This is a genomic window from Ruegeria sp. AH3, from assembly GCF_056536265.1.
The window spans coordinates 466684-492746 of record NZ_JBQFJL010000001.1 but is presented as its reverse complement, the minus strand read 5'-3'; the positions used below and the strand labels follow the sequence as shown (position 1 = coordinate 492746).

The following is a 26063-nucleotide window of genomic DNA, read 5'->3' as shown; positions in this document are numbered from 1 at the left end:
TTGTTTCTGGAGGCCGGGTACAAGACCCGCGGCCAAATCACAAGGGGCGCAACCCGAAGTCGCGCCCGAAAACTGGTTGGATGCGTGTAGTGGGAATCGCGCGGAGGGTCAAGACGGCTGCGGCGAAATCTTTGCGCAGGCGCTGAATTCCTTTTCCGCTACATCACCGGGGTCTGCAACAGGGGTTTGTTGTTCCTCAGATGCCGGGCGATCAGCTGCGCCTGCAAACGCCCGCGCGGGATCAGACGGGCCGGGTCCGTGACGTAGTTCATCTCGGCCAGTTCGGGGAAGATCCCGAAGATTTCATGCCGTGATGCAAGGCTGAGCGATTTCAGCGCCTCGGGTCCGGTATAGAGGCTTTCGGTCGGGGCATCCTCGGCGAAAATCACTTGGTGGCGGTCAAACAGCAGGTGAAAATACTCGACGCTATCAACGCTATCATCGACATAGATGCCCGGCAGCGTTGTAAGTTTGATGGCCGGGATCAGCACCTCGGTTTCACCGAACATGCGCTGCGCGATTCTGGACTGCACCAGCATACGGTGCTGGCGCGAAACCAGAAGATCGCGCGCAGGCAACCCACCGCCCAGCGCGCCGGCAAGGATGCGCACGGGCCAGAGTTTGGGATTGGCTTGCAGGTGCGCCCTTTCAAAGCGACGGCGACCGATCCAGCGGATGGGCTGAGGCCCCGGCCCCAATGCGGGGATCAGATCACCGGTGCGCAGGGACTGGATCGGAGCAGACCCACTCGGTGTCGTGATCCGTGTGTCGCGGGTAAAACAGGGAATCCCGCTGCCATTTTCAAAGGCGGAATAGGTGACGGTAATGCCCGACGGCAGGGTGAAGGTGCCGCTGGATATCGAATAGCCGACCCCGTCTTCAACGGTGATGGTACCGAATACATCATCATTGATCACGGTTCCGACCGGCAGGTTCAGCGTATCTGTGCCGCCCCCGCCGCGAATGTCGCCGGTGACCGTGGTGGCGGTGAAGTTCAGCGTGTCGTTGCCGCCGCCCAACCGGATATTGCCAACCGTCGATCCGTTGATATCGATGGTGTCAGCATCGGCCCCGCCCGCGAGGCGCCCGCCGATCGTACTGCCCGAGACGGTGATCGTGTCACTGCCAGCATTACCCACGACATTGCCGGTAATCGTGCTGTTGATGATGTCGATATCGTCATCGCCACCACGCCCCCGCACACCTGTCACTGGCGGCGTGGCCGGATTCCCGTTCAGGGTACCGTTGTCATTGGTGACATCGATATCATCATTGCCATTGGTGCCGTTGATATCGGGCATAGGCGGCGGTTCCTGAACAGTCAGCCTGAGGGTCTAAAGTCTGATGATATCACCATTTTCACCACAGGTCAGCCCAGAGCACAACCTATAGCTGAACTCCGCCGCGTGAACCGGCCCGGATAAAGGGTCAGGCCCGTTCCGGCATCAGCGTGCTCAGCATCTGTTCCGCGGCCGCCGAGGGGCTGAGATGCCCGCTGCTGACCTCAGCCCCAAGACGCTCCATCTCCGAGCGCGACTGCGCGGTCGACAGGCGGGCCAACAGCGCGGCGCGGACCTCCTGCTCGAACCAGTATTGCGCCTGAGCGGCGCGGTTGCTGTCCCAGTGACCGGCCTCTCGCCGCCATTTGGTCAGATCCTGCATCTCGGCCCAGGCCTGGTCGAGCCCGTGTTCCTCGACCGCCGAGACGGTCATGGCCTTGGGAAAGCCCTCGGGGTCTTGCGGGCGTTTCCGCAACAGGCGCAGCGCGCCCGCATAGTCGGCGCAGGTGCGGGTGGCGGTGGCTTTCAGATCGCCATCGGCCTTGTTGATCAGGATGACGTCGGCCATCTCCATGATGCCGCGCTTGACGCCCTGCAGCTCATCCCCGCCCGCAGGCGCAAGCAGCAGCAGGAACAGGTCAGACATCTCGGCCACCACGGTTTCCGATTGGCCGACACCGACGGTTTCAATCAACACCACGTCGAACCCGGCCGCTTCGCACAGCGCGATGGCTTCGCGCGTGCGCCGGGCCACACCGCCGAGGTGGCTTTGGCTGGGCGACGGGCGGATAAAGGCGTTTTTCTCGCGGCTCAGCCGCTCCATCCGGGTCTTGTCGCCCAGAATGGACCCGCCCGACCGGGCCGAGCTGGGGTCGACGGCCAGTACGGCAACGCGCAGCCCCTGATCCGTCAGCATCATGCCGAAGCTTTCGATGAAGGTGGACTTGCCCACACCGGGCGTGCCCGACAGCCCGATGCGCAGCGCCTGACGTTCGGCTTTGGCCAGTTGATCGAGCAACGCGGTGGCCTGCGCGCGATGGTCGGCGCGCCCGCTTTCGACAAGCGTGATCGCGCGGGCCAGTGCCCTGCGGTCTCCGTTCAAGATCCTGTCGCCAAGCTCGGCAGTGTTCATTGGTAAGCCCCCGGCTGGAATTTGCCTTAGATGAGGGGGGATGCACCGGTTTGTCCAGCCCCTACTCTGACGCGGCCATGGGATGCTGGACCTTGGCCGGGGCTTTGGCGATAAGGCGATATGACCCGGTTGCCCATCGATGACGCCATTCCCGATCTTCTGAACGCCTTGCATGCGCACGGGCGCGCGGTGCTCCAGGCGCCTCCGGGCGCGGGTAAGACGACACGTGTGCCGCTTGAGATGTTGCAGGCAGACCTGTGCGAGGGTCGGATCGTGATGTTGGAGCCCCGGCGACTGGCTGCACGCGCCGCCGCCGAGCGCATGGCCGAGACGCTGGGCGAACCGGTGGGGCAGACGGTGGGTTATCGCGTCCGCGGCGAGGTGAAGGTGTCGAAGGCCACGCGGATCGAGGTGGTGACCGAAGGCATTCTGACCCGGATGCTGCAATCCGAGCCCGACCTGCCGGGCGTGGGCGCGGTGATTTTCGATGAATTTCACGAACGCTCTCTGAATGCCGATCTGGGGCTTGCGCTGTGTCTTGAGGTGACCGGGGCGCTGCGCGATGACCTGATATTGTTGGCCATGTCGGCCACCCTGGATGAGGAACCGGTGGGCCGGCTGATGGATGCGCCTTTGGTGACGTCCGAGGGGCGCAGCTATCCGGTTGAAACGCGCTGGCTTGAGAAACCTCTGGGCGCGCAGGCCCGGCGGCTGGATGCGCTGATCGATCTGGTGGTACGGGCCGAGCGGGAAACGAGCGGGGGGATGCTGGTCTTCCTGCCTGGCGAGGGAGAGATACGCCGCGCCGAAACCGCGCTGAACAGCCGGTTGCCCGATGCCTGCACCGTGCGACCATTGTTCGGTGCCCTGCCCTTCGCAGCGCAGCGCGCGGCGATTGCGCCGGTCAAAGAGGGGCGCAAGGTGGTGCTGGCAACGTCGATTGCCGAGACCTCGCTGACCATTCCCGATATCCGCGTGGTAGTGGATATGGGGCAAGCGCGGCGGGCGCGGTTCGATCCGGGGTCCGGCATGTCGCGACTGGTGACCGAACGCGTGACGCGCGCCGAGGCCACGCAGCGCGCGGGGCGTGCAGGCCGCGTGGCAGAGGGTGTGTGCTATCGCCTGTGGGCCAAAGGCGAAGAAGGCGCGCTGGCCGCCTACCCGCCAGCCGAGATCGAGGCGGCCGACCTGACCGGGCTGGCCTTGGAACTGGCGCTGTGGGGCGCAGAACCCGATGATCTGGCGTTTCTGACCGCGCCGCCCGACGGGACGATGGCCGAGGCGCGGGCCTTGTTGCGGATGCTGGGCGCATTGGATGGCAATGGGCGGATCACCGATCATGGACGCGCGCTTGCCGCGCTGCCGCTACATCCCCGTCTGGGGCATATGCTGGTGCGCGCAGGGGCAGCGGCTGCGCCTTTGGCGGCGCTGATGGCGGACCGGGACCCGCTGCGGGGTGCCCCGGTTGATCTGTCGCTGCGGCTGGAGGCGCTGCGTGACGTGCGGGCGTTTCAGCGCAATCGGGTCTGGCAGGTCAATCTTGGGGCTTTGGATCGGATAAAGGGCGAAACCAAGCGCTTGAAGGCGCAGGCCAAGGGCGCAGGCGATCTGAGCCCTGCAGCGATGGCCGCATTGGCTTACCCCGACCGGATCGGACAGCGGCGCAAGGGCGATATCCCGCGCTATGTGCTCTCGGGTGGCAAAGGCGTGGTGCTGGAGAGCGGTGATACGCTGGCAAGTGCGCCTTATCTGGTGGTGACGGATACCGATGGAAACCCGCGCGAGGCTCGGGTCCGCATGGCGGCGCAGATTACCGAAGGGGAAATCCGCGATCTGTTTGGCGACCAGATTGCATGGGTCGACAGCTGCGCGTGGTCCAAACGGGAACGCCGCGTGGTGGCCCGGCGACAGGAGCGGTTCGGGGCGATCACTCTGGACGACCGCATCTGGAAGGATGTGCCCGAGGACGCGGTGGCGCGGGCGATGCTGGACGGGGTGCGCGATCTGGGTATTCGGCTGCAAGGGGCCTCGGCCCGGCTGGCGGCACGGGTGGAACTGGTACGGGCGGGCGGGATCGACCTGCCCGATTTCTCGGATCAGGGGTTGCTGGATGGGTTGGAGGATTGGCTGCTTCCGATGCTTTCGGGTGTGCGCAGCGCCGAGGATTGGAAGCGTTTTGATCTGTTGCCCGCACTGCGCGCCCGACTGGATTGGGCGCAGACGCAGGAACTGGACCGGCGCGCGCCGGGGTCGTTCGTGACGCCCTTGGGGCGCAAGGTGCCGATTGATTATGGCGGCGCGGTGCCGGAAATCTCGGTTCGGCTGCAAGAGCTGTTCGGTGTGACCCAGCACCCGGTAGTTGGGCGTGAGCCGTTGAAGATCACTCTGCTGTCACCCGCCCAGCGCCCTATTCAGATCACCCGCGACCTGCCCGGATTCTGGGCCGGGTCATATGCGGATGTGCGCAAGGACATGCGGGCGGAATATCCCAAACATCCCTGGCCCGAAGATCCCACCCAGGCTGACCCGACCCTGAGGGCGAAACGGCGAAAACCGTGAGCCGGGCGGCGTGGGTTTTGCGAAAAAACGGCCACAAATTTTGACTCAAAGGTCACATATATGACTCACGCCCTTTAAATTCGGTCAAAATCACCCATTTTCCAACAGCAATATTGTTTCATGTGCTATACATCATTAATTAAGGTCTCAAAGTAAGAATGAACCTGTTCAGGCAAGCGATATATGACGAAATGGCTGCGTAATATCTGGGAAGAAGTTGCCCGACCGATGATCCTGCGCCCCAACCGGGTACAGGTCGCGGCGCTTTGCACCCGTGGTGCGGGGGCGCGCGAAGAGGTTCTTCTGATCACAAGCCGCGACACCGGGCGCTGGATCATCCCGAAGGGCTGGCCGATTGACGGGCTGGATGGCGCTGAAACTGCGTTGCAGGAAGCGTGGGAAGAGGCCGGTGTGCGCGCTGCAGGTGTTCGCAAAGACCCGGTTGGGCAGTTTTCGTACAATAAGACCCTGAAAGATGGCTCGGCTCAGCCTGTCCGAACCAGTGTCTACCATGTCGAGGTGACCGAGCTGGCCGAGGACTATCCCGAGGTCGATCAACGCACGCGCTGCTGGGTCTCGCCTCAGGTTGCGGCAGAACGGGTGCAGGAGCCCGAATTGCAGGATTTGCTACGGCAAATGTAACAATTTTGTAAAATTTTGACGACACCGGTTGCTGCCCCTTGAGGAAAGGAGTAGCGGCGTGGGCCAATTCAAACAGGCCCTGAAAATCTGATGTCTGACATGACCCCCAAATCCCGCTGGCACGCGCTGGACAGCGATCTTCACCGCATTTCACGTGTGGAATACGCCAATGCGCATGTGGCCCGTCCCATGCTGGCCCCCGGCATCGCGCTGGCGTTCATCGCCCTGGCCGGGCTGATCGCTGCGGTGCTGTTTGGCCAGGCGGAAGGCGGGCTGCTTGTGGCGGCGGCGGCGGCGTTCGGGGCTTATATGGCGATCAATATCGGTGCCAATGACGTGGCCAACAACATGGGTCCGGCGGTGGGCGCCAATGCGCTGACCATGGGCGGCGCCATCCTGATCGCAGCCATTGCCGAAAGCGCCGGTGCGCTGCTGGCGGGGGGCGACGTGGTCTCGACCATTTCCAAGGGGATCATCGACCCGATGTCGGTGCAAAACAGCAACGTGTTCATCTGGGCGATGATGGCGGCGCTGATCTCATCTGCGCTGTGGGTCAATCTGGCGACCTGGGTGGGTGCGCCGGTCTCGACGACACATTCGGTTGTGGGTGGAGTCATGGGGGCAGGCATCGCGGCGGCAGGGCTGAGCGCGGTGAGCTGGGGCACCATGAGCGCGATTGCGGCCAGCTGGGTGATCTCTCCGGTTTTGGGCGGGGTGATTGCCGCCGGGTTTCTGGCGCTGATCAAGTCGAAAATCCAGTATCAGGACGACAAGATCGCGGCGGCCCGGCACTGGGTTCCCATATTGGTCGCGGTGATGGCCGGGGCTTTTGCCACCTATCTTGCGGTCAAGGGGCTGAAGCGGATCGTCAAGATCGACCTGCAGATGGCGCTGCTGATCGGGCTGGCGTTTGGCGCACTGGCCTGGGCCGTGACCGTGCCCTGGGTGCGGCGTAAATCTGAGGGGATGGAAAACCGTACCCGGTCGCTGAAGACCCTGTTTGGCCTGCCGCTGGTGATCTCGGCCACATTTCTGAGCTTTGCCCATGGTGCGAATGACGTAGCCAATGCGGTGGGTCCATTGGCGGCGATTGTACATGCCGCAGAGTTCGGGGATTTTGCCGCAAAGGTTTCGATCCCGAGCTGGGTCATGGTAATCGGGGCCTTTGGGATTTCCTTTGGTCTGTTCCTGTTCGGCCCCAAGCTGATCCGAATGGTGGGCAGTCAGATCACCAAGCTGAACCCGATGCGCGCCTTCTGTGTGGCGTTGTCGGCGGCTATTACCGTAATCGTGGCAAGCTGGCTGGGGCTGCCTGTCAGCTCGACCCATATCGCTGTTGGGGCGGTATTTGGCGTGGGGTTCTATCGCGAATGGCAGGCGGATCGACGGTGGAAACTGTCAAACCGACAGCGCCCGGCCGAGTTGCGGCTGGCACGAGAAGAACATCGTCGGCGCAAGCTGGTGCGGCGGTCGCATTTCATGACCATCGTTGCGGCCTGGGTCGTGACTGTACCGGCTGCCGCCGTGATATCCGCGGTGATTTTCTGGGTGCTTACGGCATTTGGCTGAGTTTGGAGATTTTGCGAGGCTCTGCCTCGCGCTCCGGGATGTTTTTGGCCAGATGAATCAGCGGATCAGAGCCTGATCTGCTGGGGTTTGAGAGGTGGGTTCGGAGCCTCTTTGATCAATCGGGCAACTTGGCTGTTGAGTGGCGTGGGGACGTTGCAGCTGCGCCCCAGCTGAATGATCTCGCCTTGCAGGCTGTCGATTTCCGTGGGACGGCCAGCCATCAGGTCATATGCCATCGAGGTGCGTGCGTTGGGATCGATGGTCAGCATCTTTGCGGCGATCCGGGTAAAAAGCGGTGTGGGCAGGCGCAGGATATACGGGGTCGTCCAAGCGGGCAGCGGCGTGGTGGAGGCGACGGGAATACCGGAGGTTTTGAGGACCATAAGCGCCTCGGCCATCTGATCGGCCATCAGGCGGCGCCAGTTGCGGTCACGCAGTTGCGCCTGCAGAGTCAGGCCCGAGAGCGCGTTTAACGCGTTGTTGAGGTTGATCACCAGTTTGCCCCATTGCACCGCTTCGATTTGATCGCTTTCCTGAACCGGCAGATCGGCGGAGTTGAGGTGATCGGCCAAAGCGCCGGGGCCGGTTTCGATGATGATCTCGCCTGAGGTGGCGCGGTGGTAAGTGGCCTCCTCTGTCGGGACGACATTGAAGGGGATCATGCCCGCGCGGACATCATGTTCAGGCAATGTGGCGCGCAAGGCTTGGATGTTATCCATGCCGTTTTGCCAGGACAGGATCGCAGTATTCGCCGGGGCATAAGCCGCGATCAGATCTGCCATCTGCGCGGTTGCGCCGGATTTTACCGTGACAATGATCAGATCGGCATCGGCGAGGCAGGCGGGTTCCTGGGTGAGAGTCAGCTGATCGGCGGGAATGGTCCGGGTCAGGCCGGCGAAATCCGTCACCGTAAGTCCCTGGGCACGGATGGGGTCAAGCACGCGGGCGCGGCCCAGAAGCGTCACGCCATGACCTGCAGCGGCCAGCAATGCGCCGCAATAGCAACCGATGCTGCCCGCCCCCGCGATGACGATCTTCATGATGCACCCTCCGTTATCGGGAAGGATCGCCGGGACGGGCGAAGGAGACCAGTGTGACGTGAGGTCAGACCCGTGCCAGTCTTGGTCGCGTGCGTTCCAGTTCTTCCGAGATCGGGATGAACTCCTGATCATCTCCGGGCGGCAGGTGGAAGGCCCCGTTTGCCCGATCTGCGGTTTTCCATTCGCGGGTGGCGGTATCGATTTTTTCCTTCGAAGAAGATACGAAATTCCACCAGATATAGCGATCCTCGTTCAGGGTTGCGCCGCCCAGCAGCATCAGGCGCGCGCCCAAAGGTCCGGCCTTGACCGAGAGGTGGTCGCCGGGGCGGAACACCATCATGCGGCCTGCGTCAAAGCTGTCGCCCGCGATTTCGACCGAACCTTCGGTGACGTAGACACCCCGGTCCTCGTGGTTGTCGGGCAACGGGAAGGACGCGCCCGGGTCGAGCTGGACGTCGAGATAGAAGGTCTCGGACAGCATGGTAACCGGGCTGGTCTCGCCATAGGCTGAGCCGAGGATCAGGCGGGCGCTGACGCCGGTATCCTGAATATGCGGCAGCGCGCCCTGTTTGTGATGTTCGAAATCGGGGGCCATGTCCTCATGCGCTTCGGGCAAGGCGATCCAGGTCTGGATACCGAACAGGCTGTGTTTCTTGCCGCGCGTCTCATCGCTGGTGCGTTCGGAATGGGTCACGCCACGCCCGGCGACCATCCAGTTGACCTCGCCCGGATAGATCATCTGATGGGTGCCGAGGCTGTCGCGATGTTCGAACTCTCCCTGATACAGATAAGTCACGGTGCCCAGGCCGATATGGGGGTGCGGGCGGACATCGATGCCGCCTTCGGTGATGAATTCGGCCGGGCCCATCTGGTCGAAGAAGATGAACGGGCCAACCAGTTGCCGTTTGACGGAAGGCAGCGCGCGGCGCACCTCGAACCCGCCCAGATCGCGGGCGCGCGGGATGATCAATGTCTCAAGCGCGGGGTTCTCGGACAGGCATTCGGGATTGTGGGTGGGGTTCCAGCTCATTCCTGCGTCTCCCATTGGCAAGGGGTTTTAGTTCACTCATGCAGGATATAGGGCAAGTATTTAGAAAGTAATTCGCATAATCGCACACAAATCGTGCGGTTTCCCGTTATGGAGCACCCCCAGTGTCCTCATGCATCGCGTGGCCAAAGCTGCGGAAAGAAGGCGCCGTCGATCCGGTCGCCTTCGCTGTAGCCTTCCGCCGCGAACTGCGCGCGCTCACCCTTGGCCCAATCCCCGCGATAGCGGATGACGCCATCGGGCGCGGTCATCCTTAGCGTGAAACGCCGCACCGTTTCGGTCGGCGTGACCGAGGACAGCCCGCCATGCAGGGTGCGCATGTCGAAAAAGATGCAATCGCCGGGCTCCATATCCCATTGCAGCAGGTCATACGCTGCGGGATCGGCGTTTACGTCCGGGGGCGGATGATAGGTGAGGCCCGCGACCTCGGTCGGGTCATAGCTGGGATGCCCGTCGGCAAAGCGCACTCGCATGAAGAGCTTATCCCACAGGTGCGAACCGCGGACGAAGGCGATGCCGTTTTCTTTGGTTACGGGTTCAAGCGGCAGCCACAGCACGCACATCGTTCCGTCGAAATCGAAATAGGACAGGTCCTGATGGAAGGGTGGGCGCGAGGTTGATCCGGCCTCACGCAGGAACCAATTGTCCATCACCAGATTGATCGAGGGCGCGTCGAGAAGTTGAGCAGCCAACGGTGCGCAGGGGGATTTGTGGACGAAATCCCTGAATTCGGGGATCTTGTTCCAGGCCCAATAATCCTCGAAATATGCGGGCGCATCGGGGTCTTTGGTGTGCCGCGTCAGGTTTTCGGTTGGGTTGGCAAGGTCCGCGTCGATGCCGTTGCGCAGCTGGGTCAGCCAATGATCCGAGAATTTGGACCGCAGAACCACGGCTCCGTCGCGCTGGAATGCAGCGATCTCGTCTGGTGTGATGCGATCCGTCAAGCTCATGACACCGGCCTTTCTGATGGAAACCAAGCTGTGGTCAGGATTACAGCGGTCACTCAACACGTCAAAGTAAATCACAATTCGCAACGCAACCTCGGAATGCGCGAGAAGCGTGCTATATTTCAGGGGCAGATGAGGTCGCAAAAAGAGGGTTCCATGACCGGTTCATTACTCACGCGTCGTTCTCTGATCGCCTCGGGCGGGGCGGTTTTGGCATCGGGGCTGATGGTTCCCGCGCGGGCCAATGGTTTGGCGCCGACCCCGTCGATGCGAGGCGGGTCGAACAACTATCGTCCGGGCGCACTGATCGTGGAGCGTATCGGCGGTGGCGGGTTCTGGATGACTGGCACCGTGCGGCGGGCGGGCGACGGAGCCCCCCTGCCCGGCCAGCGTATCCAGATCTGGGCGCATACGACCGAAGGCCATGAGCGCGATCAACGCAGCCATGGCGCGACGCTGACGGATGCCAACGGAGAATTCCGGCTTGAGATGCCGCAGATTGTGCCAGCCTTTGGTCAACCGCACGGGCATCTGGCTTATGACAGCGGCGAATTCGAGACGGTGTTCCTGCGCCCGGTGATGTCGAGCGCGAAGGACAAAACGCTTGCCGCGCATTTCGTCTTGCAGCCCGCCTGATACGTGTTGAGGCGTGTATTGATCTGGGCGGCGTTGTCCGCCGCCCTTCTGGTGCCGGTCATCGCGGCGACGTTCAGCCCGTATCTGGCGTGGCGTGAGCCGATCTATATCCTCGCTGGGTTTGCGGGCATCTTCGGGATGTGCCTTCTGCTGATGCAACCTTTGCTCGCCGGACGCTGGTTGCCTGGGCTTTCACCAGTGTTCAGCCGCGTGTGGCACAGGCGGTGCGGTCTGGCCCTTGTCGCCGCGATTTTGATCCATGTGGGTGGTTTGTGGATCACGAGCCCGCCGGATGTTGTGGACGCGCTGCTGTTCGTGTCGGCCACGCCCTTTTCCGTCTGGGGTGTGATCGCGATGTGGACGGGTTTTGCTGCAGCAACGATGGGCGTTCTGCGCTTACGCCTGAACCTGCGATTTCGACTCTGGCGTCTGGGTCACGCCGGACTGGCAGTGGTGACCATACTGGGCAGCGTCGTGCATGCCCTGCTGATTGAAGGCACGATGGAGATCATGACCAAGATCGCATTGTGTGTGCTAGTAGTTCTAGCGTGCGTAGCTACGCTCGCCAGATTGCGGATCTGGGATGTGACCCGGCGCGCTTAGACGTCCCATACGCGAGCCAAGGCCGCGTCAGACTGACAGGCGTTTGGCATAGGTCGCGCGATCAATTTCAACATCTCGCACGGTGATGCTGCCGACCGTGGGCGCAGACGCAGCCAGGACATTCAGAATGATCGCGTTCAACTCGGCGCGCGTTGCCTCATCCCGGCCCTGCATCAACAAGAGCGTGGCATGGATGAAGGTCTGCGGTTCGGTCCCGATGCGGAAATACGGGAACGAGGTGGCACGGATTTTAAGCGTTGGGGCATCGAATTCTTCATGTGCGGCGAGCACGGAATAGAGCTGTTCGCAGATGGCTTGAAAATCATAAGAGTTTTCGAGCCCGGCAGAGAATTCCAGGGTGACGTGTGGCATTGAATGCTCCGAGATTTATGAGAGCCCTTTATGGCTCTCCCAGATTGCTGCAGGCCTCAGACGCCCAGACACCAGCGCATGATGGCTTTTTGCGCGTGTAGCCGGTTCTCGGCCTCATCGAAGATCACCGAGTTCGGGCCGTCCATGACCTCGGATGTGGCCTCTTCTTCGCGATGCGCGGGCAGGCAGTGCATGAACAACGCGTCTGGCTTGGCATGCGACATCAGCTCGGCGTTGACCTGATAGGGGCGCAGCATGTTGTGGCGGCGTTCCTTCGCGGACTGGGAATCATGCATCGAGACCCAGGTATCGGCGACCACCAGATCCGCCCCCTCAACCGCTTTGTGCGGGTCCCGTTCGATCACGATTTTCGAGCCCTTCTGGCGCGCAAGCCCCATGAATTCTTCTTCCGGGTCCAGCTGCGCCGGGCCTGTAAATGTCAGGTCGAAACCGAATTGACCGGCGGCATGCAGAAATGAAGCGCAGACATTATTGCCGTCGCCGGTCCAGACGACCTTTTTGCCTGCGATGGGGCCGCGATGCTCTTCATAGGTCAGCACATCGGCCATGATCTGACAGGGATGCGTGCGATCGGTCAGGCCGTTAATGACGGGCACGTCCGAGTATTCTGCCATCTCCGTCAGGATCGTTTCGTCAAAGGTCCGGATCATGATCATATCGACATAGCGCGACAGGACGCGAGCGGTGTCGGCGATGGTCTCGCCATGGCCCAGCTGCATGTCCTTGCCGGACAGCACCATGGTCTGCCCACCCATTTGGCGCACGCCAACGTCGAAGGACACGCGGGTCCGTGTTGACGGCTTTTCAAAGATCAGCGCAACCATGCGGCCTGCCAGAGGCTGTTCGTCGTCCGGGGCGGCTTTGGGACGACCGAGGCGCGCCCGCTTCATCGCGCCGGCCTGATCGATCATGTTCCGCAGATCACCTGCGTCCGTTTTGTGGATATCAAGGAAGTGGTTCATTTTATTTCACTTTTCAATCAGGCGAGTTCAGGCCGAAGCCATTGCGTTTTCGACTTGCGTCGCGGCTTTTTCCAAACGGATCAGGGCTTGCGCGATGTCGTCTTCGGTCAAGGTGAGCGGTGGCAGCAGGCGGATCACGTTATCGGCGGCGGGGACAGTGATAACCTCGTTGTCATAACCTGCATTGACCACGTCGATATTGGCGGGCTTGCATTTCAGGCCCAGCATCAGACCTGAGCCGCGAACCTCTTCGAACACATCGGGGTGGTCCGCGATCAGGCCTTCGAGCTTCTGACGCAGCAGGCCCGCCTTGCGGTTGACGCCTTCAAGGAAAGCGGGTGTCGCGACCTGATCGATCACCGCACAGCCCACAGCGCAGCCCAGCGGGTTGCCGCCATAGGTGGAGCCATGGGTGCCTGCGGTCATACCGCTGGCCGCCTCTTCTGTGGCCAGCACAGCGCCCAGGGGGAAGCCGCCGCCGATGCCTTTGGCGACCATCATAATATCTGGAGTGATGCCCGCCCATTCATGCGCGAAGAGCTTGCCGGTGCGGCCCATGCCGCACTGGACCTCATCCAGGATCAGCAGAAGGCCAATTTCGTCGCAGATTTGGCGCAGGGCTTTGAGTTCTGCATCCGGAACGGGGCGAATGCCGCCTTCACCCTGAACCGGTTCAATCAGGATGGCTGCGGTTTTGTCAGTGATGGCGTTGGTGATGCCGTCGAGGTCTCCGAACGTCAGATGCACAAAGCCGGGCAGCAGCGGGCCGAAGCCTTTGGTCATTTTCTCGGACCCGGCGGCGGCGATACCCGCCGATGACCGCCCATGGAATGAGCCATCGAAGGTGATGATCTCGACCTTCTCAGGTTGACCTTTGTCATAGAAATACTTGCGGGCCATTTTTACGGCCAGTTCGCAGGACTCGGTGCCGGAATTGGTGAAGAAGACCGTATCGGCAAAGGTGTGCTCGACTAGCCTGTCGGCCAGCGCTTGCTGTTGCGGGATGTTGTAGAGGTTCGAGACATGCCACAACGCATGCGTCTGTTCAGTCAGCGCAGCCACCAAAGCCGGATGCGCATGGCCCAGCGCGTTCACCGCAATCCCCGCGCCGAGGTCCAGAAAACGTCGGCCATCCGCCTCGGTCAGCCAGGCGCCTTCGCCCTTTACGAATGTCAGGGGCGCACGGTTATAGGTCGGCAGAACGGACGGGATCATCGGATCATCCTTTTCGAATAGGTTGAGCCCTGTGAGTGATACACTGGGGCCATGGTCGTCAACTGATTTGGTGGAGATTGCGCGCATTTGAGCAGCGCAAATGGATCAAACGGGCCGGTTACGCGGTCAGGCGTCGGCGTCGGAGGCGCAGGATATGTGCGGGTTTGATCATAGCGGGTCGTATAACGGGGTGCAATCGATCTGAAAACCCCGTTTTTATGATCGGGGCAAAAATCACTCTGAGACCGGGATTTACCGCTTGTCATTTACCCGACGCTGGCGCACGGGTGAGCCATGACCCCGATACGCCAGAACCCTGCCCTTGCGGCCCTGCTGATCCTTGCGGCGAGCGCCCTTCTCGCGGGGACTACGTTGCTGGCCAAAGCGCTGGGGACAGATACGTTGGGCCCGGCGCTGCATCCTTTGCAGATCAGTCACGGGCGGTTTCTGTTTGCCTTTCTAGTGATCGTCACAGCCGTGGGTATCCTGCGCCCGCGCTTGAGCCGCCCGCATTGGGGCCTGCATATCGGGCGAACAAGCTTTGGCTGGCTCGGGGTCACGTTGATGTTTGCTGCGGTCGCGTTCATCCCGATTGCAGATGCGACGGCGATCTCGTTCCTGAACCCGGTCTTTGCGATGATGCTGGCGATCCCGCTGCTGAAAGAAGGGGTCGGCCCCTGGCGCTGGCTGGCCGCCATCGTGGCGCTGATCGGCGCATTGGTACTGCTGCGCCCCACGCCCGCCAGCTTTCAGCCCGCTGCGTTGCTGGCGCTGACGGCGGCGGCGATCATCGGGATGGAGTTGATTTTCATCAAGAAACTTTCTGGCCGTGAAATTCCGATCCAGATTTTGCTGATCAACAATGCGATGGGGCTGACCATCGCCTCGGTCGCGGTCAGCTTCGTGTTTCAGATTCCGACGCCCCAGCAATGGGCAGCGCTGGCGGGGATTGGCGTGCTGATGGCTTGTGCGCAGGCCTGTTTCGTCAACGGAATGGCGCGGGCGGATGCTTCCTTTGTGGCCCCCATCAGCTATGCCACACTGATCTTTGCCGCCTTCTACGATTTCGTGGTGTTCAAAGTGATCCCGGATGGGGTCAGCTTGATCGGGTCAGCCATTATCCTGACCGGAGGTCTGATCCTGGTCTGGCGCGAGGCGCGGCTGCGTCGGTCATAGGCGGAAAGTTTTTTCAAGGCGATGTCTGCGCGCGACACCCATGTCGCAAACCCCCATGAAATCATCTTAGCCGGGCGCAATCTGATCATAGTTGATTAGAAAGATTGTCAGATGCATGAACGCCGTATCCCTGAATGGGTCCGCCATGCCCCTGCACCATCGGTCCGCGATTTCGGCATCCTGGCAGGGTTCGAGGCCATTGTCCGAGGCATCCTGATCTCGGTCTTTCCGCTTGTGATGTACCGCGCGCTGGGCGACGCGTCCTCTGTGTCGTTTGTGTACTTTCTGGTGGGGATCGTCTCGCTTGTTGCCGGGCTGATGATACCGTTTGTTATCCGCTACGTCCCCCGGCGCTGGGCCTATACCGCCGGATGCGTCCTGTTCGTGATCAGCGCCGTTCTGGCGATCGAGGGCAGCCCCGGTTCTATCGTGCTGGCACTGGCGCTGAACACGGTGGCCACGGTCACGACTTTTGTCTGTTTCAACGCTTATGTGCTGGATTACATCAGCAAGATCGAACTTGGCCGATGCGAGACCAGCCGCATGTTCTACAGCGCCCTTGGCTGGACCGGAGGCCCCATGATCGGCGTGTTGTTGATGGAACGCTGGGCCCCTGCCCCATTCGTCATCAGCGCAGTCGCCTCAGTCGCCATGTTGATCCTGTTCTGGAGCATGCGTTTGGGCAACGGCAAGCTGATCACCAAGGCGCGCGGACCGGCAAGCAATCCACTGGCCTATCTGCCGCGCTTTTTTTCGCAGCCGCGGCTGTTGGCGGGGTATCTGTTTGCAATGATTCGGTCCTGCGGGTGGTGGATCTATGTGGTCTACCTGCCGATCTTTGCCATTCAGAACGGGCTGGGTGAACAGCTCGGGGGCATCCTGTTGTCGAGCACGAATGCCATGTTGTTCGGCGCACCTTTGATCCTGCGCTGGGTGCAGGGGCGGTCGCTGCGGGTGGCGGTGCGCACGGGTTTTGCCGCCTGCGGGGTCTGTTTCGTGATCGCCGCAGCGATCTCCGGCTGGCCGGTCGCTTCAGTCGTAGCGCTGGTTTTGGGATCGGTATGGCTGATCGTGCTGGATATCTGTGCAGGATTGCCATTTCTCATGGCAGTGAAACCCTCGGAACGGACCGAGATGTCAGCGATCTATTCCAGCTATCGCGACGTGTCAGGCATTCTGACGCCCGGCGTGGCCTCGCTGGTGCTGCTGATCACACCGGTCGCTGGCGTGTTCGCGGCTGGCGGCCTGGCCTTGTTCGGAGCCTGGGCCGTAGCGGCGCGGCTGCATCCACGGCTCGGGCGCCCACGCGTCGCCCTGCAGCCCGGATCACTGGCCGATGCAACCTAAGCCTTGAGACGATAACCCGTTCGCAGCATCTGCCATGTCGCAGCTCCGACCAATAGCGTTGCTGCGCCACAGACTGCCATGCCCAACCAAGGAGAGCTGTCAGATACCCCGATCATGCCATAGCGCAGCCCGTCGATCAGATAGAACACCGGGTTCATATGGCTCAGGCGGTTCAGGACCGGCGGAAGTGCTTCAACCGAATAAAAGGTACCAGACAGGAAGGCCAGCGGCGTGACAATGAAGTTGGTGATCGCCGCCATCTGGTCGAACTTGTTGGCAAATATCCCGGCAAACAGGCCCAGCGCGCCCATGAAGGCCCCGCCGAGGATGACGAAGATCAGCGTGATCAGCAGGTTCTGGGGCACGATCGACAGAAAGATCAGAAACGCAGCGGCCACGACAAATGCAATCAGGACACCTCGGGCAATACCGCCGGCCAGATACCCCAGTAGGATTTCCAGCGGCGACAGGGGCGGCATCAGCGTGTCCACGATATTGCCCTGCACCTTGGCAATCACCATCGACGACGAGGTGTTGGCGAATGCATTCTGGATCACCGTCATCATCATGATGCCCGGCGCCAGAAAGATCAGGAACGGAACGCCCATCACGTCGGGCCGGCTTGGACCAATGGCAATGGTGAAGATCAGCAGGAACAATCCCGCCGTCACCAGAGGGGCCAACAGAGTCTGCGTCCACACGGCCAGAAAGCGCAGTGTTTCGCGCCGCGCCAGCGTATAGAGGCCCATCCAGTTTACCGTACCAAAGCGGCGTGTGTCCTGATCCATGAGATTCTGCATGATCTGCCCCATACCTGATTCGAAGACCGCTTGTAACTCGGCCCGCAGTGTTTAGAATAGGGCGCTGAGACGAATTCCCAAGGCGGCCCGAATCCGGGGCCGCTTTCCGCTTTTGAAAGGCAAATGATGTCCTGGACTGACGAGCGTGTAGAGCTGCTGAAAAAGATGTGGGGCGAGGGCCAGTCGGCCAGCCAGATCGCCAAGGAACTGGGCGGCGTGACCCGCAACGCGGTGATCGGCAAGGTCCACCGTCTGGGCCTGTCAAACCGCGCCACCGGTGCCAGCCCGGCCAAGGCCGAAGCTAAGGAGAAACCGGCACCCGCACCCAAGGCCGAGGCCAAGCCCAAACCAGCACCCAAGACCGAACCGGCCCGTCCGGCCCCTGCCCCGGAAGCAAAACCGGCCACTCCGGCCCGTCGTCAGATCATCCCCGCCGGTCAGCCGCTGCCACCGCAGCCCTCGGCCAACGAAATCAGCCCCGAGGCGCTGGCCAAGGTCAACGAGGTCGAGAAGAAGGCCAAGAAGCTGACGCTGATGGAGTTGACCGAGAAGACCTGCAAATGGCCCGTCGGCGACCCCGCGACCGAGGATTTCTGGTTCTGCGGCCTGCCGGTTGAGGCAGGCAAGCCCTATTGCGAGGCGCATGTGGGCGTGGCGTTCCAGCCCATGAGCTCTCGCCGCGACCGGCGGCGGTAAATCTGCAACTTTGCAAGCTGTGCGAAGCGCAGGCTGCGTTATGTCAGTCTGCGTGATATCTGCTGTCGGAGTATTCCGAAAGCAGATGCAACCCGTTCTGGGCATGCCGCGCCGCCAGTCTTTTCTGGCGCGCATTGTCCGGCACCAGATACTTGGTTGTTGCCATCGCGTTGATCGACAACTCGGGAAACAGCGCGTGTAGTTCTTCAACCGTCTCGGGGGGCATTGATTTCAGTGCCTCCTCAGCAATCAGCAAGCTCTCGGTCGGGGCACCTTCGGCGAATATCACTTCGTGTGTCGCAAGAACCAGATGAACGTATGTGATGCCGTCAACCGTATCATCAACATAGATGCCCGGCAGCCCGGCAAGCCGTATGGCGGCAACTAGAGCTTCGGGGCGGCCAAACATACGCTTCACAATGGCAGAGGACACCAGCATGCGGTGTTGGCGCGAGACAAGCAAATCCCGGCGGGGCAGGCCCTGTCCCAATGCACCTGCACATATTCGTACTGGATAGAGCTTCGGGTTACGGCGTAGCTCGCGTGAGTTAACCGAGCGGCACATGACCTTCAGAAGCGGTTGCGCGCCGCCGCATGCCAAACGGATCGGTTGGTCGGGTTCAAGATCCTCAACCGGAACCGGCCCTGCATCAGTGGCAACCAATGTACCTGCGGTCAGGCAAGGGATGCTTCCCGGAGTGGGATCGGTATTAACCGTGTAGGTGCCACCATCGTCCGTGGAGATCAGAGAATCGCCTGCACCAGCCTGACCGATGACAGTCGATTGCATGCCGCTGGCGGGTCCGGCCGTTGCAGTAATCGGCCCCGGGCTTGGCGGATCGCTGAACGAGTTGAATTGGTAAACCGTCGACCCCTCGGAAAGCGAGATGCCATTGGTTTTCCCAAGTCCGGTAAATGTACCGGAACTGGTCGTATCGATGACGTAAATATCGCGCCCCGCCACCGTTGTCGGTGTAATACCAGCCAGTGTGTTGGTGGATCGAATCTCACCACTGCTCTGGTAGATGGTCACGACCAGGCCGGACACATCGGTGCCTGCGTCGACTGCGATCTCGATGAAATCGAGAGTCGGTCCGCCCAGGTATTTCAATTCTGAAAAATATGGATCCGGCATAGGGTCGTATGTCTTTCAATGGTACTAAAATGTCTACCGAGCACCACGTAAACAGTACATATATACAGCACATAAATCGATAAGATACAGCGTTACCTACTGCGCCGGATGCGACGGTAAATCCGGCATCGGCACCCAACCGGGCAACTCATCCGGTGAGACTGAAACATGCAGTTTCTCTGACCGGTCCTTGCCCACCTTGCGATGCTTGCGCAGCAGGAAAATCTTGCCCCAGCCGCGCCATGTGCCGACCGAGGGCGCATGGGTATCGGTCGGATATCGGTCGCGCCAGCCTTCGGGCAGGGGCAACCCGTGCAGCTCGGCCTTGTCCAGCATCCAGATCAGGGAAATGTTGCTGAGCGGTCGTGCCTCTTCGAACCCGTTCAACTGACCGCCGACATCGCCGTGGGTACCACGGAACCAGACCTGCTCGATATGTCCTTTGAAATCAGGGGTGCATTTCCACAAGACCGGCTCGAACACCTCGCGGGTCTCGTCCAGCGCCATGGCGTGATAGCCGTGGCGGGTGGCCGGGCCAAGCTGATGGTTGTGGAAAGCGTGGCGTTCCTCGGCCCAGCGCCAGAGCAGCGGCAGGCGCAGACCCAGCGCCTTGACCGTATCCCAGACACCGACCATCTCGATGGCGACATCCTCGTGACAGAAGGCTTGCCGGAATTCAGCCGCCGCCTTGCCGTTGGCGGTGCATTCGTAATGTCGGTAGGCCTGCTTGATATTGCGAACCGTGGCGTGTTCGGCCTTGAGCAGCCCGATCGCGTCAATCACGCCCGCAAGGCTGCGCACCCCGTAAGCGCCGCGTGAGTAGCCGATGAAAAAGATCTTGTCGCCGGGTTTGTAGCGCGAGGCGAGATAGCCATAGGCGCGGCGGATCTGGCGGTTGATGCCGCGCCCCATCATCACGTCCAGCGAGGATTTCCAGCTTTCCCATTGCACGCCGGATTCGTAGAACACCGAGACCTTGCTGCCCATCTCGCAACACAGGCGCAGGGTCTGGCCTGCATGGGTTTCGCGGCCCGGCTCCAGCGTCGACATGGTGCCGTCCAGAATGATGACATGGCTGATCGGTTCGCGGTGGCGCGTCTCGGCCGAGTGCTCGGACCGCAGAGGCCGTCCGAGCCATCCCAGTACCTTTCTACTCAGCCGCGACAGAACCATGCGTCAGCAATTCCCATACTCTGTGAGGTGTGAAAGGCATATCTGCCTGCCGCACCCCGTGATCCCAGAGCGCATCCTGAACCGCGTTTGCCACTGCGGCCAGCGCGCCCACCGTGCCGGCCTCGCCACATCCTTTCATCCCCATCGGGTTGGACGTTGACGGAACCGGCGCCGAGGTAAACTTAATCATGGGTATCTCAGCCGCGCGCGGCAAGGCGTAATCCATCAACGAAGCCGTGAGCAGTTGCCCATGTGCATCGTGAACGACATGCTCGGTCAGCGCCTGGCCGATGCCCTGACCCACCCCGCCATGCACCTGCCCTTCGGCAAGCATCGGATTGATAAGATTGCCGAAATCATCGACGACGGTATACCGATCAACCCATGTCTCGCCCGTGTAAGAATCGATAACGATTTCGGCAACATGTGCGCCATTGGGATAGCTGCGGGCATCCAGATTGGCGCGGGCCTCGTGCTTCAGCAGATCCATGCGCCCGTCTGCACGCGCCATCTCGGCCGCTTCGGTCAGGGTTGGGGTCAGGTTCGAGCCGGGTGCCCGGAATGTTTCATGATCAAAATGCACGTCGTCTTCCTCGACCCCCATCTTATCCGCGAGATAAGGCGTGAATGCGGCGATCATTATGTCGATGGTGGCCAGCGTCGCCGTGCTTTGCACCGTGACCGAGCGCGACCCGCCCGTGCCGCCACCATGGGCGAGCCTGTCCGTGTCGCCCTGAACGACGGTGATCCGGTCCATCGGAATCCCGGTCTGATCTGACAGGAAATGGGCATAGACAGTCTCGTGCCCCTGCCCGTTCGATTGGGTGCCGACGTATAGGTTCACCGCGCCATCCTCGCAAAACTCGACCTTCGAGTTCTCGGAAGGGTCACCCAAAATACTTTCGATATAGTAACAGAGGCCCTGTCCGCGGATCAGGCCCCGTTCGGCATCCGCCGCCTTGCGGGTTGCAAACCCGCTGGTCTGGCTGGCCGCGCGGCTGAGGACCATGTCGAAATCGCCGACGTCATAGGTTTCACCGGTGGCCGAGGTATAAGGGAAATCGGCGGGACGAATGAAGTTCTTGCGCCGCAGCTCCCACGGATCGACGCCCAGCTCGCGCGCTGCGCGGTCCATGACCCGTTCCAGCACATAGATCGCCTCGGGCCGTCCGGCGCCGCGATAAGCGTCGACCTGCGTGGTGTTGGTATAGAACCCTTCGACCCGCAGATAGGTGGTTTGCACGTCATAAACGCCCATCAGCACCTTGCTGAAAAGGCTGGTCTGGATCGCCTGCCCGAAATGGCTGTTATAGGCACCCAGATTGACCTTGCTGTGCACGCGATAGGCGGTAATTCGGTGATCGGCATCAAAGGCCAGTTCACCCAGCGAGGTCAGGTCGCGGCCATGGTGATCGGATAGCATCGCCTCGGACCGGTCCGACATCCAGTGCACCGGCTGGCCCAGTTTCTTGGCGGCAACGGCGGTGCAGAAATATTCAGGGTAAGGCATCACCTTCATACCGAAGCCGCCGCCCACATCCGGGGTGGTGACGCGGACGTCTTCCGCATCCAGCTTCAGCTTTTGCGCCAATTGCGTCCGCATCGCCCAGACACCCTGCCCGCCATAGGAAAAATGCAGGCGCCCATCTTCCCAGTTGGCCTGACACCCGCGCGGCTCAAGTGAGGTGATGATGACACGGTTATCTTCGACGTTCAGCGAGACGATGTGGGCGGCGGTGGCAAAGGCTGCCTCGGTCGCGGCCTCATCGCCCAGGCCCCAGTCAAAGGCGTGGTTGTCGGGGGCCTCGGGGTGCAGTGTTTCGCCGCCCGCGCCAACGTCCATCTTTACGGGCAGGTCTTCAGTCTCCATCCAGATCAACTCAGCCGCGTCGCGTGCCTGCAGCAGCGTATCAGCCACCACGACTGCCACCGGCTCACCCACGAAGCGGACGCGTTTGTTGGCCAGCATGTGCCTCTCGGGGGATGCAGCCTGAGTGCCGTCGCGGTTGGGCACAGTGGCCCCGTTCATCACGGTGTCGATGCCTGTCGCCTGCAGATCGTCGAGCGCCATCGCCAGCCGCACGCCCTCTGCCGCGCGCGCGGCTTCCAGATCCAGCGCCGTGATCTGGCCATGCGCCACCGGGCTGCGGAAAAACGCCACGTGCAGCGCGTTTTCCGGTACCGCGTCATCCATGTATTGGCCGTTCCCGGTCAAAAACCGCAGGTCCTCGGTCCGTTTGACGGGCTGGCTTTTGCCGAACTTTTCCATGGGGCGATCCTTTGGGCTGCGTCAGGGGCGACATTAGGCTGAACGGGTTCGTTGTCCAGAGCGCGCAGACCCTTCCCCTTCCCGCACGCATTCGTTATTGCAGGCGCTGACCCGAGATTGATGACGCAGGACGCACCCCATGGCGATGGAAAAGACATTCAACGCGGCCGAGGCCGAGGCCCGCATTTATCAGGCCTGGGAACAGGCCGGAGCCTTCAAGGCAGGCGCGAACAAATCGCGCGATGAAAGCTTTACCATCATGATCCCACCGCCCAACGTGACGGGCGCGCTGCATGTGGGCCACGCGTTCAACAACACGCTGCAGGACATCCTGATCCGCTGGCACCGGATGCGCGGTTTCGACACGCTTTGGCAACCCGGTCAGGACCATGCTGGTATCGCCACGCAGATGCAGGTGGAAAAGATGTTGGCCGCCACGCAGCAGCCCGGCCGCCGTGAGTTGGGGCGTGAGAAATTCCTTGAGAAGGTCTGGGAATGGAAAGGTGAATACGGCGGTACGATCATTGAGCAGTTGAAGCGTCTTGGCTCCTCCTGCGACTGGTCGCGCAACGCGTTTACCATGGCCGGCGCGGCGGGTGATCCGCGCACGGGGCACGAAAATTCTGCGAATTTTCACGATGCGGTGATCAAGGTCTTCGTCGACATGTACGAAAAGAGCCTGATCTATCGCGGCAAGCGTCTGGTCAACTGGGACCCGCATTTCGAGACCGCAATCTCGGACCTTGAGGTCGAGAATATCGAAGTTGCGGGCCATATGTGGCACTTCAAGTATCCGCTGGCGGGCGGTGAGACCTATACCTACGTCGAGAAAGATGAGGACGGGAATATCGTGCTGGAGGAAGAGCGCGACTATATCTCGATCGCCACAACCCGCCCCGAAACCATGCTGGGCGACGGCGCGGTTGCGGTTCATCCGTCGGATGAACGATACGCGCCAATCGTCGGCAAACTCTGCGAAATCCCGGTTGGCCCGAAAGAGCATCGCCGTCAGATCCCGATCATCACCGATGACTACCCCGATCCCGATTTCGGCTCGGGCGCGGTTAAGATCACCGGCGCGCATGACTTCAACGACAACATGGTCGCCAAGCGCGGCGGCATTCCGATGTACCGGCTGATGGACACCAAAGGCGCGATGCGGGCTGATGGCGCGCCCTATGCCGAAGAGGCAGGCAAGGCGCAGGAATACGCGCGTGGCAAAGCGTTCACCGAGAACGAGATCGACGCGATCAACCTGATCCCTGATCATCTGCGCGGGCTCGACCGGTTCGAGGCGCGCGCCAAGGTGGTTGAAGAGATCACTGCTGACGGTCTGGCCGTGATGACCCGCGCGGATGATCCGCGTCTGGGCTCAACTGCGTTGAAGCCGGAACACGAAGGCGCGGACAAGCTGGTGCCGCTGGTCGAGAGCAAACCGATCATGCAGCCCTTCGGCGACCGTTCGAAAGTCGTCATCGAGCCGATGTTCACCGACCAATGGTTCGTCGACGCCGCAAAGGTCGTCGGCCCTGCGCTGGACGCGGTCAAGGACGGCACTGTCAAGATCATCCCCGAGTCGGGCGAGAAAACCTATTACCACTGGCTGGAAAACATCGAGCCCTGGTGCATCTCGCGCCAGCTGTGGTGGGGACATCAGATACCGGTTTGGTATGGTCTCGATCTATCGGCTGAGAACTTTAAGGACGATGAAAACGACGGCGACCTTGATTTGGTCGAATTGGGCCGTTTGCTGAACGAAGGCGGCATGCTGCACCGTGGCAATGTCATGGAATGCGCTGCGAGCCTTAAAGCCGTTACCGAGAAATTCCTCGACGACAATGCAAACATTCCCAGCCCGCTGAGCCATGCGACGGTTGTCGAAGTTGCCGACAAGCAGGAAGCGATCCATCAGTTCGCTGAAAGCCTTGCTCAATACGCGGTCGAACAAGACCCGACCAGGCTGGTCTACCCGGTTTGGCGCGATCCCGATGTCCTCGACACATGGTTCTCCTCCGGCCTCTGGCCCATCGGCACGCTGGGCTGGCCGGAACAGACAGAAGAACTGGAGCGCTACTTCCCCACGGACGTTCTGGTCACCGGTTTCGACATCCTGTTCTTCTGGGTCGCCCGGATGATGATGATGCAGCTGGCCGTGGTCGACCAGATCCCGTTCCACACTGTTTACCTGCACCAGCTCGTCCGCGACGAGAAGGGCAAGAAGATGTCCAAGACCACCGGCAACGTCATCGACCCGTTGGAGATCGTGGACGAATTCGGCGCCGATGCGCTGCGGTTCACCAACGCCTCGATGGCGGCCATCGGCGGGGTGCTGAAACTATCCCGCGAGCGCATCACCGGTTACCGCAACTTTGGCACCAAGCTATGGAACGCCGTCCGCTTTGCCGAGATGAACGAGGTCTTCACCGACGCCGTGCCGTTACTGGACGTGGCCGACCTGAAGCCCAAAGCGGCTGTAAACCGCTGGATCATCGGCGAAACCGCCCGCGTGCGCGAAGAAGTCGATGCGGCGCTGGAGAGCTATCGCTTCAACGACGCGGCCAACGGGCTTTACGCCTTTGTCTGGGGTAAGGTCTGCGACTGGTATGTGGAACTTTCAAAACCGCTGCTGCAAGGCGACGACGCCGAGGCACAGGCCGAGACCCGCGCCACCATGCGCTGGGTTCTGGACCAGTGTATGGTCCTGCTGCACCCGATCATGCCCTTCATCACCGAGGAGCTTTGGGGCCTGACCGGCGCGCGGCCCAAGATGGTCGTCCACGCCGACTGGCCGAGCTATTCCGCCGCCGATCTGATCGACGCAGAGGCGGATCGCGAGATGAACTGGGTGATCTCGGTGATCGAAAACACCCGCTCGGCCCGTGCGCAGATGCGGGTTCCGGCGGGCCTCTATGTGCCTATGCTGGTGACCGAGATCGACGCCAATGGACAGGCTGCATGGGACCGCAACGAAGCGCTGATCAAGCGCTTGGCGCGGATCGACAGCCTGACCAAAGCGGATGAACTGCCCAAAGGCACGATCTCGATCGCCGCCCCCGGCGCGAGCTTCGGCCTGCCGCTGGCGGATATCATCGATATCGGCGCCGAGAAGGAACGGTTGGAGAAAGCTAAGGGCAAACTGGCCAAGGAACTGGGCGGCTTGCGCGGGCGTCTGAACAACCCCAAATTCGTGGCCTCGGCCCCGGAAGAGGTGGTTGAGGAAGCCAAGGCCAACCTCGCCGCCCGTGAAGAAGAAGAGGCCAAGCTGAACGAGGCCCTCGCCCGTCTGGCCGAAATCGCCTGATCTTCATCTTTTCACAAATATTCAGATCCAAACCCCTCCGCCAAACCTGACGGAGGGGTTTTTCTTTAACCTCAAGGCTTTCCCTCTTGTTCGCGCCCACCCGCGCTTGGTAGCACTTCGGCGACACAATCCTCCGAGGC

At 61.3% G+C, this 26063-nt stretch carries 21 protein-coding genes; 9 read left to right on the top strand and 12 right to left on the bottom strand.

The annotated features are described in order from the left end of the window. Positions 1-158 precede the first annotated feature (158 nt). Positions 159-1301: a Hint domain-containing protein gene (locus tag ACR3EM_RS02365; RefSeq protein ID WP_480469217.1), complete on the bottom strand. Its 1143-nt coding sequence runs from the start codon at positions 1299-1301 to the stop codon at positions 159-161. A gap of 127 nt (positions 1302-1428) precedes the next feature. After that, on the bottom strand, positions 1429-2412 hold the full coding sequence (meaB, locus tag ACR3EM_RS02360; RefSeq protein WP_480469216.1) for a methylmalonyl Co-A mutase-associated GTPase MeaB: 984 nt from the start codon (positions 2410-2412) through the stop codon (positions 1429-1431). A 120-nt stretch (positions 2413-2532) separates the two neighbouring features. Between meaB and hrpB the strand changes: the two genes are divergently transcribed. From hrpB to ACR3EM_RS02345, 3 genes are all read left to right on the top strand, one after another. Further along, complete coding sequence (gene hrpB, locus ACR3EM_RS02355) at positions 2533-4971, top strand: ATP-dependent helicase HrpB (protein ID WP_480469215.1); 2439 nt, start codon at positions 2533-2535, stop codon at positions 4969-4971. A gap of 183 nt (positions 4972-5154) precedes the next feature. Next, positions 5155-5613, top strand: coding sequence for an NUDIX hydrolase (locus tag ACR3EM_RS02350; protein ID WP_480469214.1), 459 nt, complete (start codon positions 5155-5157; stop codon positions 5611-5613). 90 nt (positions 5614-5703) lie between these two features. After that, positions 5704-7182: an inorganic phosphate transporter gene (locus ACR3EM_RS02345; RefSeq protein ID WP_480469213.1), complete on the top strand. Its 1479-nt coding sequence runs from the start codon at positions 5704-5706 to the stop codon at positions 7180-7182. 65 nt (positions 7183-7247) lie between these two features. Here ACR3EM_RS02345 and ACR3EM_RS02340 read toward each other — a convergent pair whose 3' ends face one another. The 3 genes from ACR3EM_RS02340 to ACR3EM_RS02330 form a co-directional block, all read right to left on the bottom strand. After that, positions 7248-8222, bottom strand: coding sequence for a 2-dehydropantoate 2-reductase (locus ACR3EM_RS02340; protein ID WP_480469212.1), 975 nt, complete (start codon positions 8220-8222; stop codon positions 7248-7250). Between the two features lie 64 nt (positions 8223-8286). After that, positions 8287-9252 carry a pirin family protein gene (locus ACR3EM_RS02335; protein ID WP_480469211.1) on the bottom strand — a complete coding sequence of 322 codons (966 nt, stop codon included), beginning with the start codon at positions 9250-9252 and terminating at the stop codon, positions 8287-8289. A 128-nt stretch (positions 9253-9380) separates the two neighbouring features. Further along, on the bottom strand, positions 9381-10220 hold the full coding sequence (locus ACR3EM_RS02330; protein ID WP_480469210.1) for a phytanoyl-CoA dioxygenase family protein: 840 nt from the start codon (positions 10218-10220) through the stop codon (positions 9381-9383). 153 nt (positions 10221-10373) lie between these two features. On the opposite strand from ACR3EM_RS02330, the gene ACR3EM_RS02325 reads away from it, so the two are divergent. Together ACR3EM_RS02325 and ACR3EM_RS02320 are read left to right on the top strand one after the other, a co-directional pair. Further along, entirely contained in the window at positions 10374-10853 is a 480-nt protein-coding gene (locus tag ACR3EM_RS02325) for a twin-arginine translocation pathway signal (RefSeq protein ID WP_480469209.1), read from the top strand. A gap of 6 nt (positions 10854-10859) precedes the next feature. Continuing rightward, the gene (locus ACR3EM_RS02320; protein WP_480471883.1) at positions 10860-11456 is read left to right on the top strand and encodes a ferric reductase-like transmembrane domain-containing protein; all 597 of its coding nucleotides are present in this window, start codon (positions 10860-10862) and stop codon (positions 11454-11456) included. Between the two features lie 27 nt (positions 11457-11483). On the opposite strand, the gene ACR3EM_RS02315 is transcribed toward ACR3EM_RS02320, so the two are convergent. From ACR3EM_RS02315 to ACR3EM_RS02305, 3 genes are read right to left on the bottom strand one after another with little or no spacing between them, the layout of a single operon-like run. Then, entirely contained in the window at positions 11484-11828 is a 345-nt protein-coding gene (locus tag ACR3EM_RS02315) for a 5-carboxymethyl-2-hydroxymuconate Delta-isomerase (protein WP_480469208.1), read from the bottom strand. A gap of 56 nt (positions 11829-11884) precedes the next feature. Beyond that, positions 11885-12811 (bottom strand): ornithine carbamoyltransferase, encoded by a 927-nt coding sequence (gene argF / locus ACR3EM_RS02310; RefSeq protein ID WP_480469207.1) that lies wholly within the window; start codon positions 12809-12811, stop codon positions 11885-11887. 27 nt (positions 12812-12838) lie between these two features. Beyond that, positions 12839-14026, bottom strand: coding sequence for an acetylornithine transaminase (locus ACR3EM_RS02305; protein WP_480471882.1), 1188 nt, complete (start codon positions 14024-14026; stop codon positions 12839-12841). Positions 14027-14320: 294 nt separating this feature from the next. Here ACR3EM_RS02305 and ACR3EM_RS02300 point away from each other — a divergent pair, with 294 nt between their 5' ends. Beyond that, a complete protein-coding gene (locus ACR3EM_RS02300; RefSeq protein WP_480469206.1) occupies positions 14321-15202 on the top strand; it encodes a DMT family transporter in 882 nt (293 codons plus the stop codon). Positions 15203-15313: 111 nt separating this feature from the next. Beyond that, positions 15314-16549: an MFS transporter gene (locus ACR3EM_RS02295; RefSeq protein WP_480469205.1), complete on the top strand. Its 1236-nt coding sequence runs from the start codon at positions 15314-15316 to the stop codon at positions 16547-16549. Here the strand turns inward: ACR3EM_RS02295 and ACR3EM_RS02290 are convergent. Then, complete coding sequence (locus ACR3EM_RS02290; RefSeq protein WP_480469204.1) at positions 16546-17349, bottom strand: ABC transporter permease; 804 nt, start codon at positions 17347-17349, stop codon at positions 16546-16548. The two genes, ACR3EM_RS02295 and ACR3EM_RS02290, sit on opposite strands and share 4 nt — an antisense overlap. A gap of 126 nt (positions 17350-17475) precedes the next feature. Here ACR3EM_RS02290 and ACR3EM_RS02285 point away from each other — a divergent pair, with 126 nt between their 5' ends. Then, positions 17476-18045: a GcrA family cell cycle regulator gene (locus tag ACR3EM_RS02285; RefSeq protein ID WP_480469203.1), complete on the top strand. Its 570-nt coding sequence runs from the start codon at positions 17476-17478 to the stop codon at positions 18043-18045. Between the two features lie 43 nt (positions 18046-18088). Here the strand turns inward: ACR3EM_RS02285 and ACR3EM_RS02280 are convergent, their stop codons facing one another. The 3 genes from ACR3EM_RS02280 to ACR3EM_RS02270 form a co-directional block, all read right to left on the bottom strand. Continuing rightward, complete coding sequence (locus ACR3EM_RS02280) at positions 18089-19180, bottom strand: Hint domain-containing protein (protein WP_480469202.1); 1092 nt, start codon at positions 19178-19180, stop codon at positions 18089-18091. A 96-nt stretch (positions 19181-19276) separates the two neighbouring features. Next, entirely contained in the window at positions 19277-20353 is a 1077-nt protein-coding gene (locus ACR3EM_RS02275; RefSeq protein ID WP_480469201.1) for a DUF2235 domain-containing protein, read from the bottom strand. Then, positions 20331-22622: a xanthine dehydrogenase family protein molybdopterin-binding subunit gene (locus tag ACR3EM_RS02270; protein ID WP_480469200.1), complete on the bottom strand. Its 2292-nt coding sequence runs from the start codon at positions 22620-22622 to the stop codon at positions 20331-20333. Before ACR3EM_RS02270 ends, ACR3EM_RS02275 begins: the two co-directional genes overlap by 23 nt. A gap of 139 nt (positions 22623-22761) precedes the next feature. On the opposite strand from ACR3EM_RS02270, the gene ACR3EM_RS02265 reads away from it, so the two are divergent. Further along, positions 22762-25923 carry a valine--tRNA ligase gene (locus ACR3EM_RS02265; protein ID WP_480469199.1) on the top strand — a complete coding sequence of 1054 codons (3162 nt, stop codon included), beginning with the start codon at positions 22762-22764 and terminating at the stop codon, positions 25921-25923. Positions 25924-26063 lie beyond the last annotated feature (140 nt).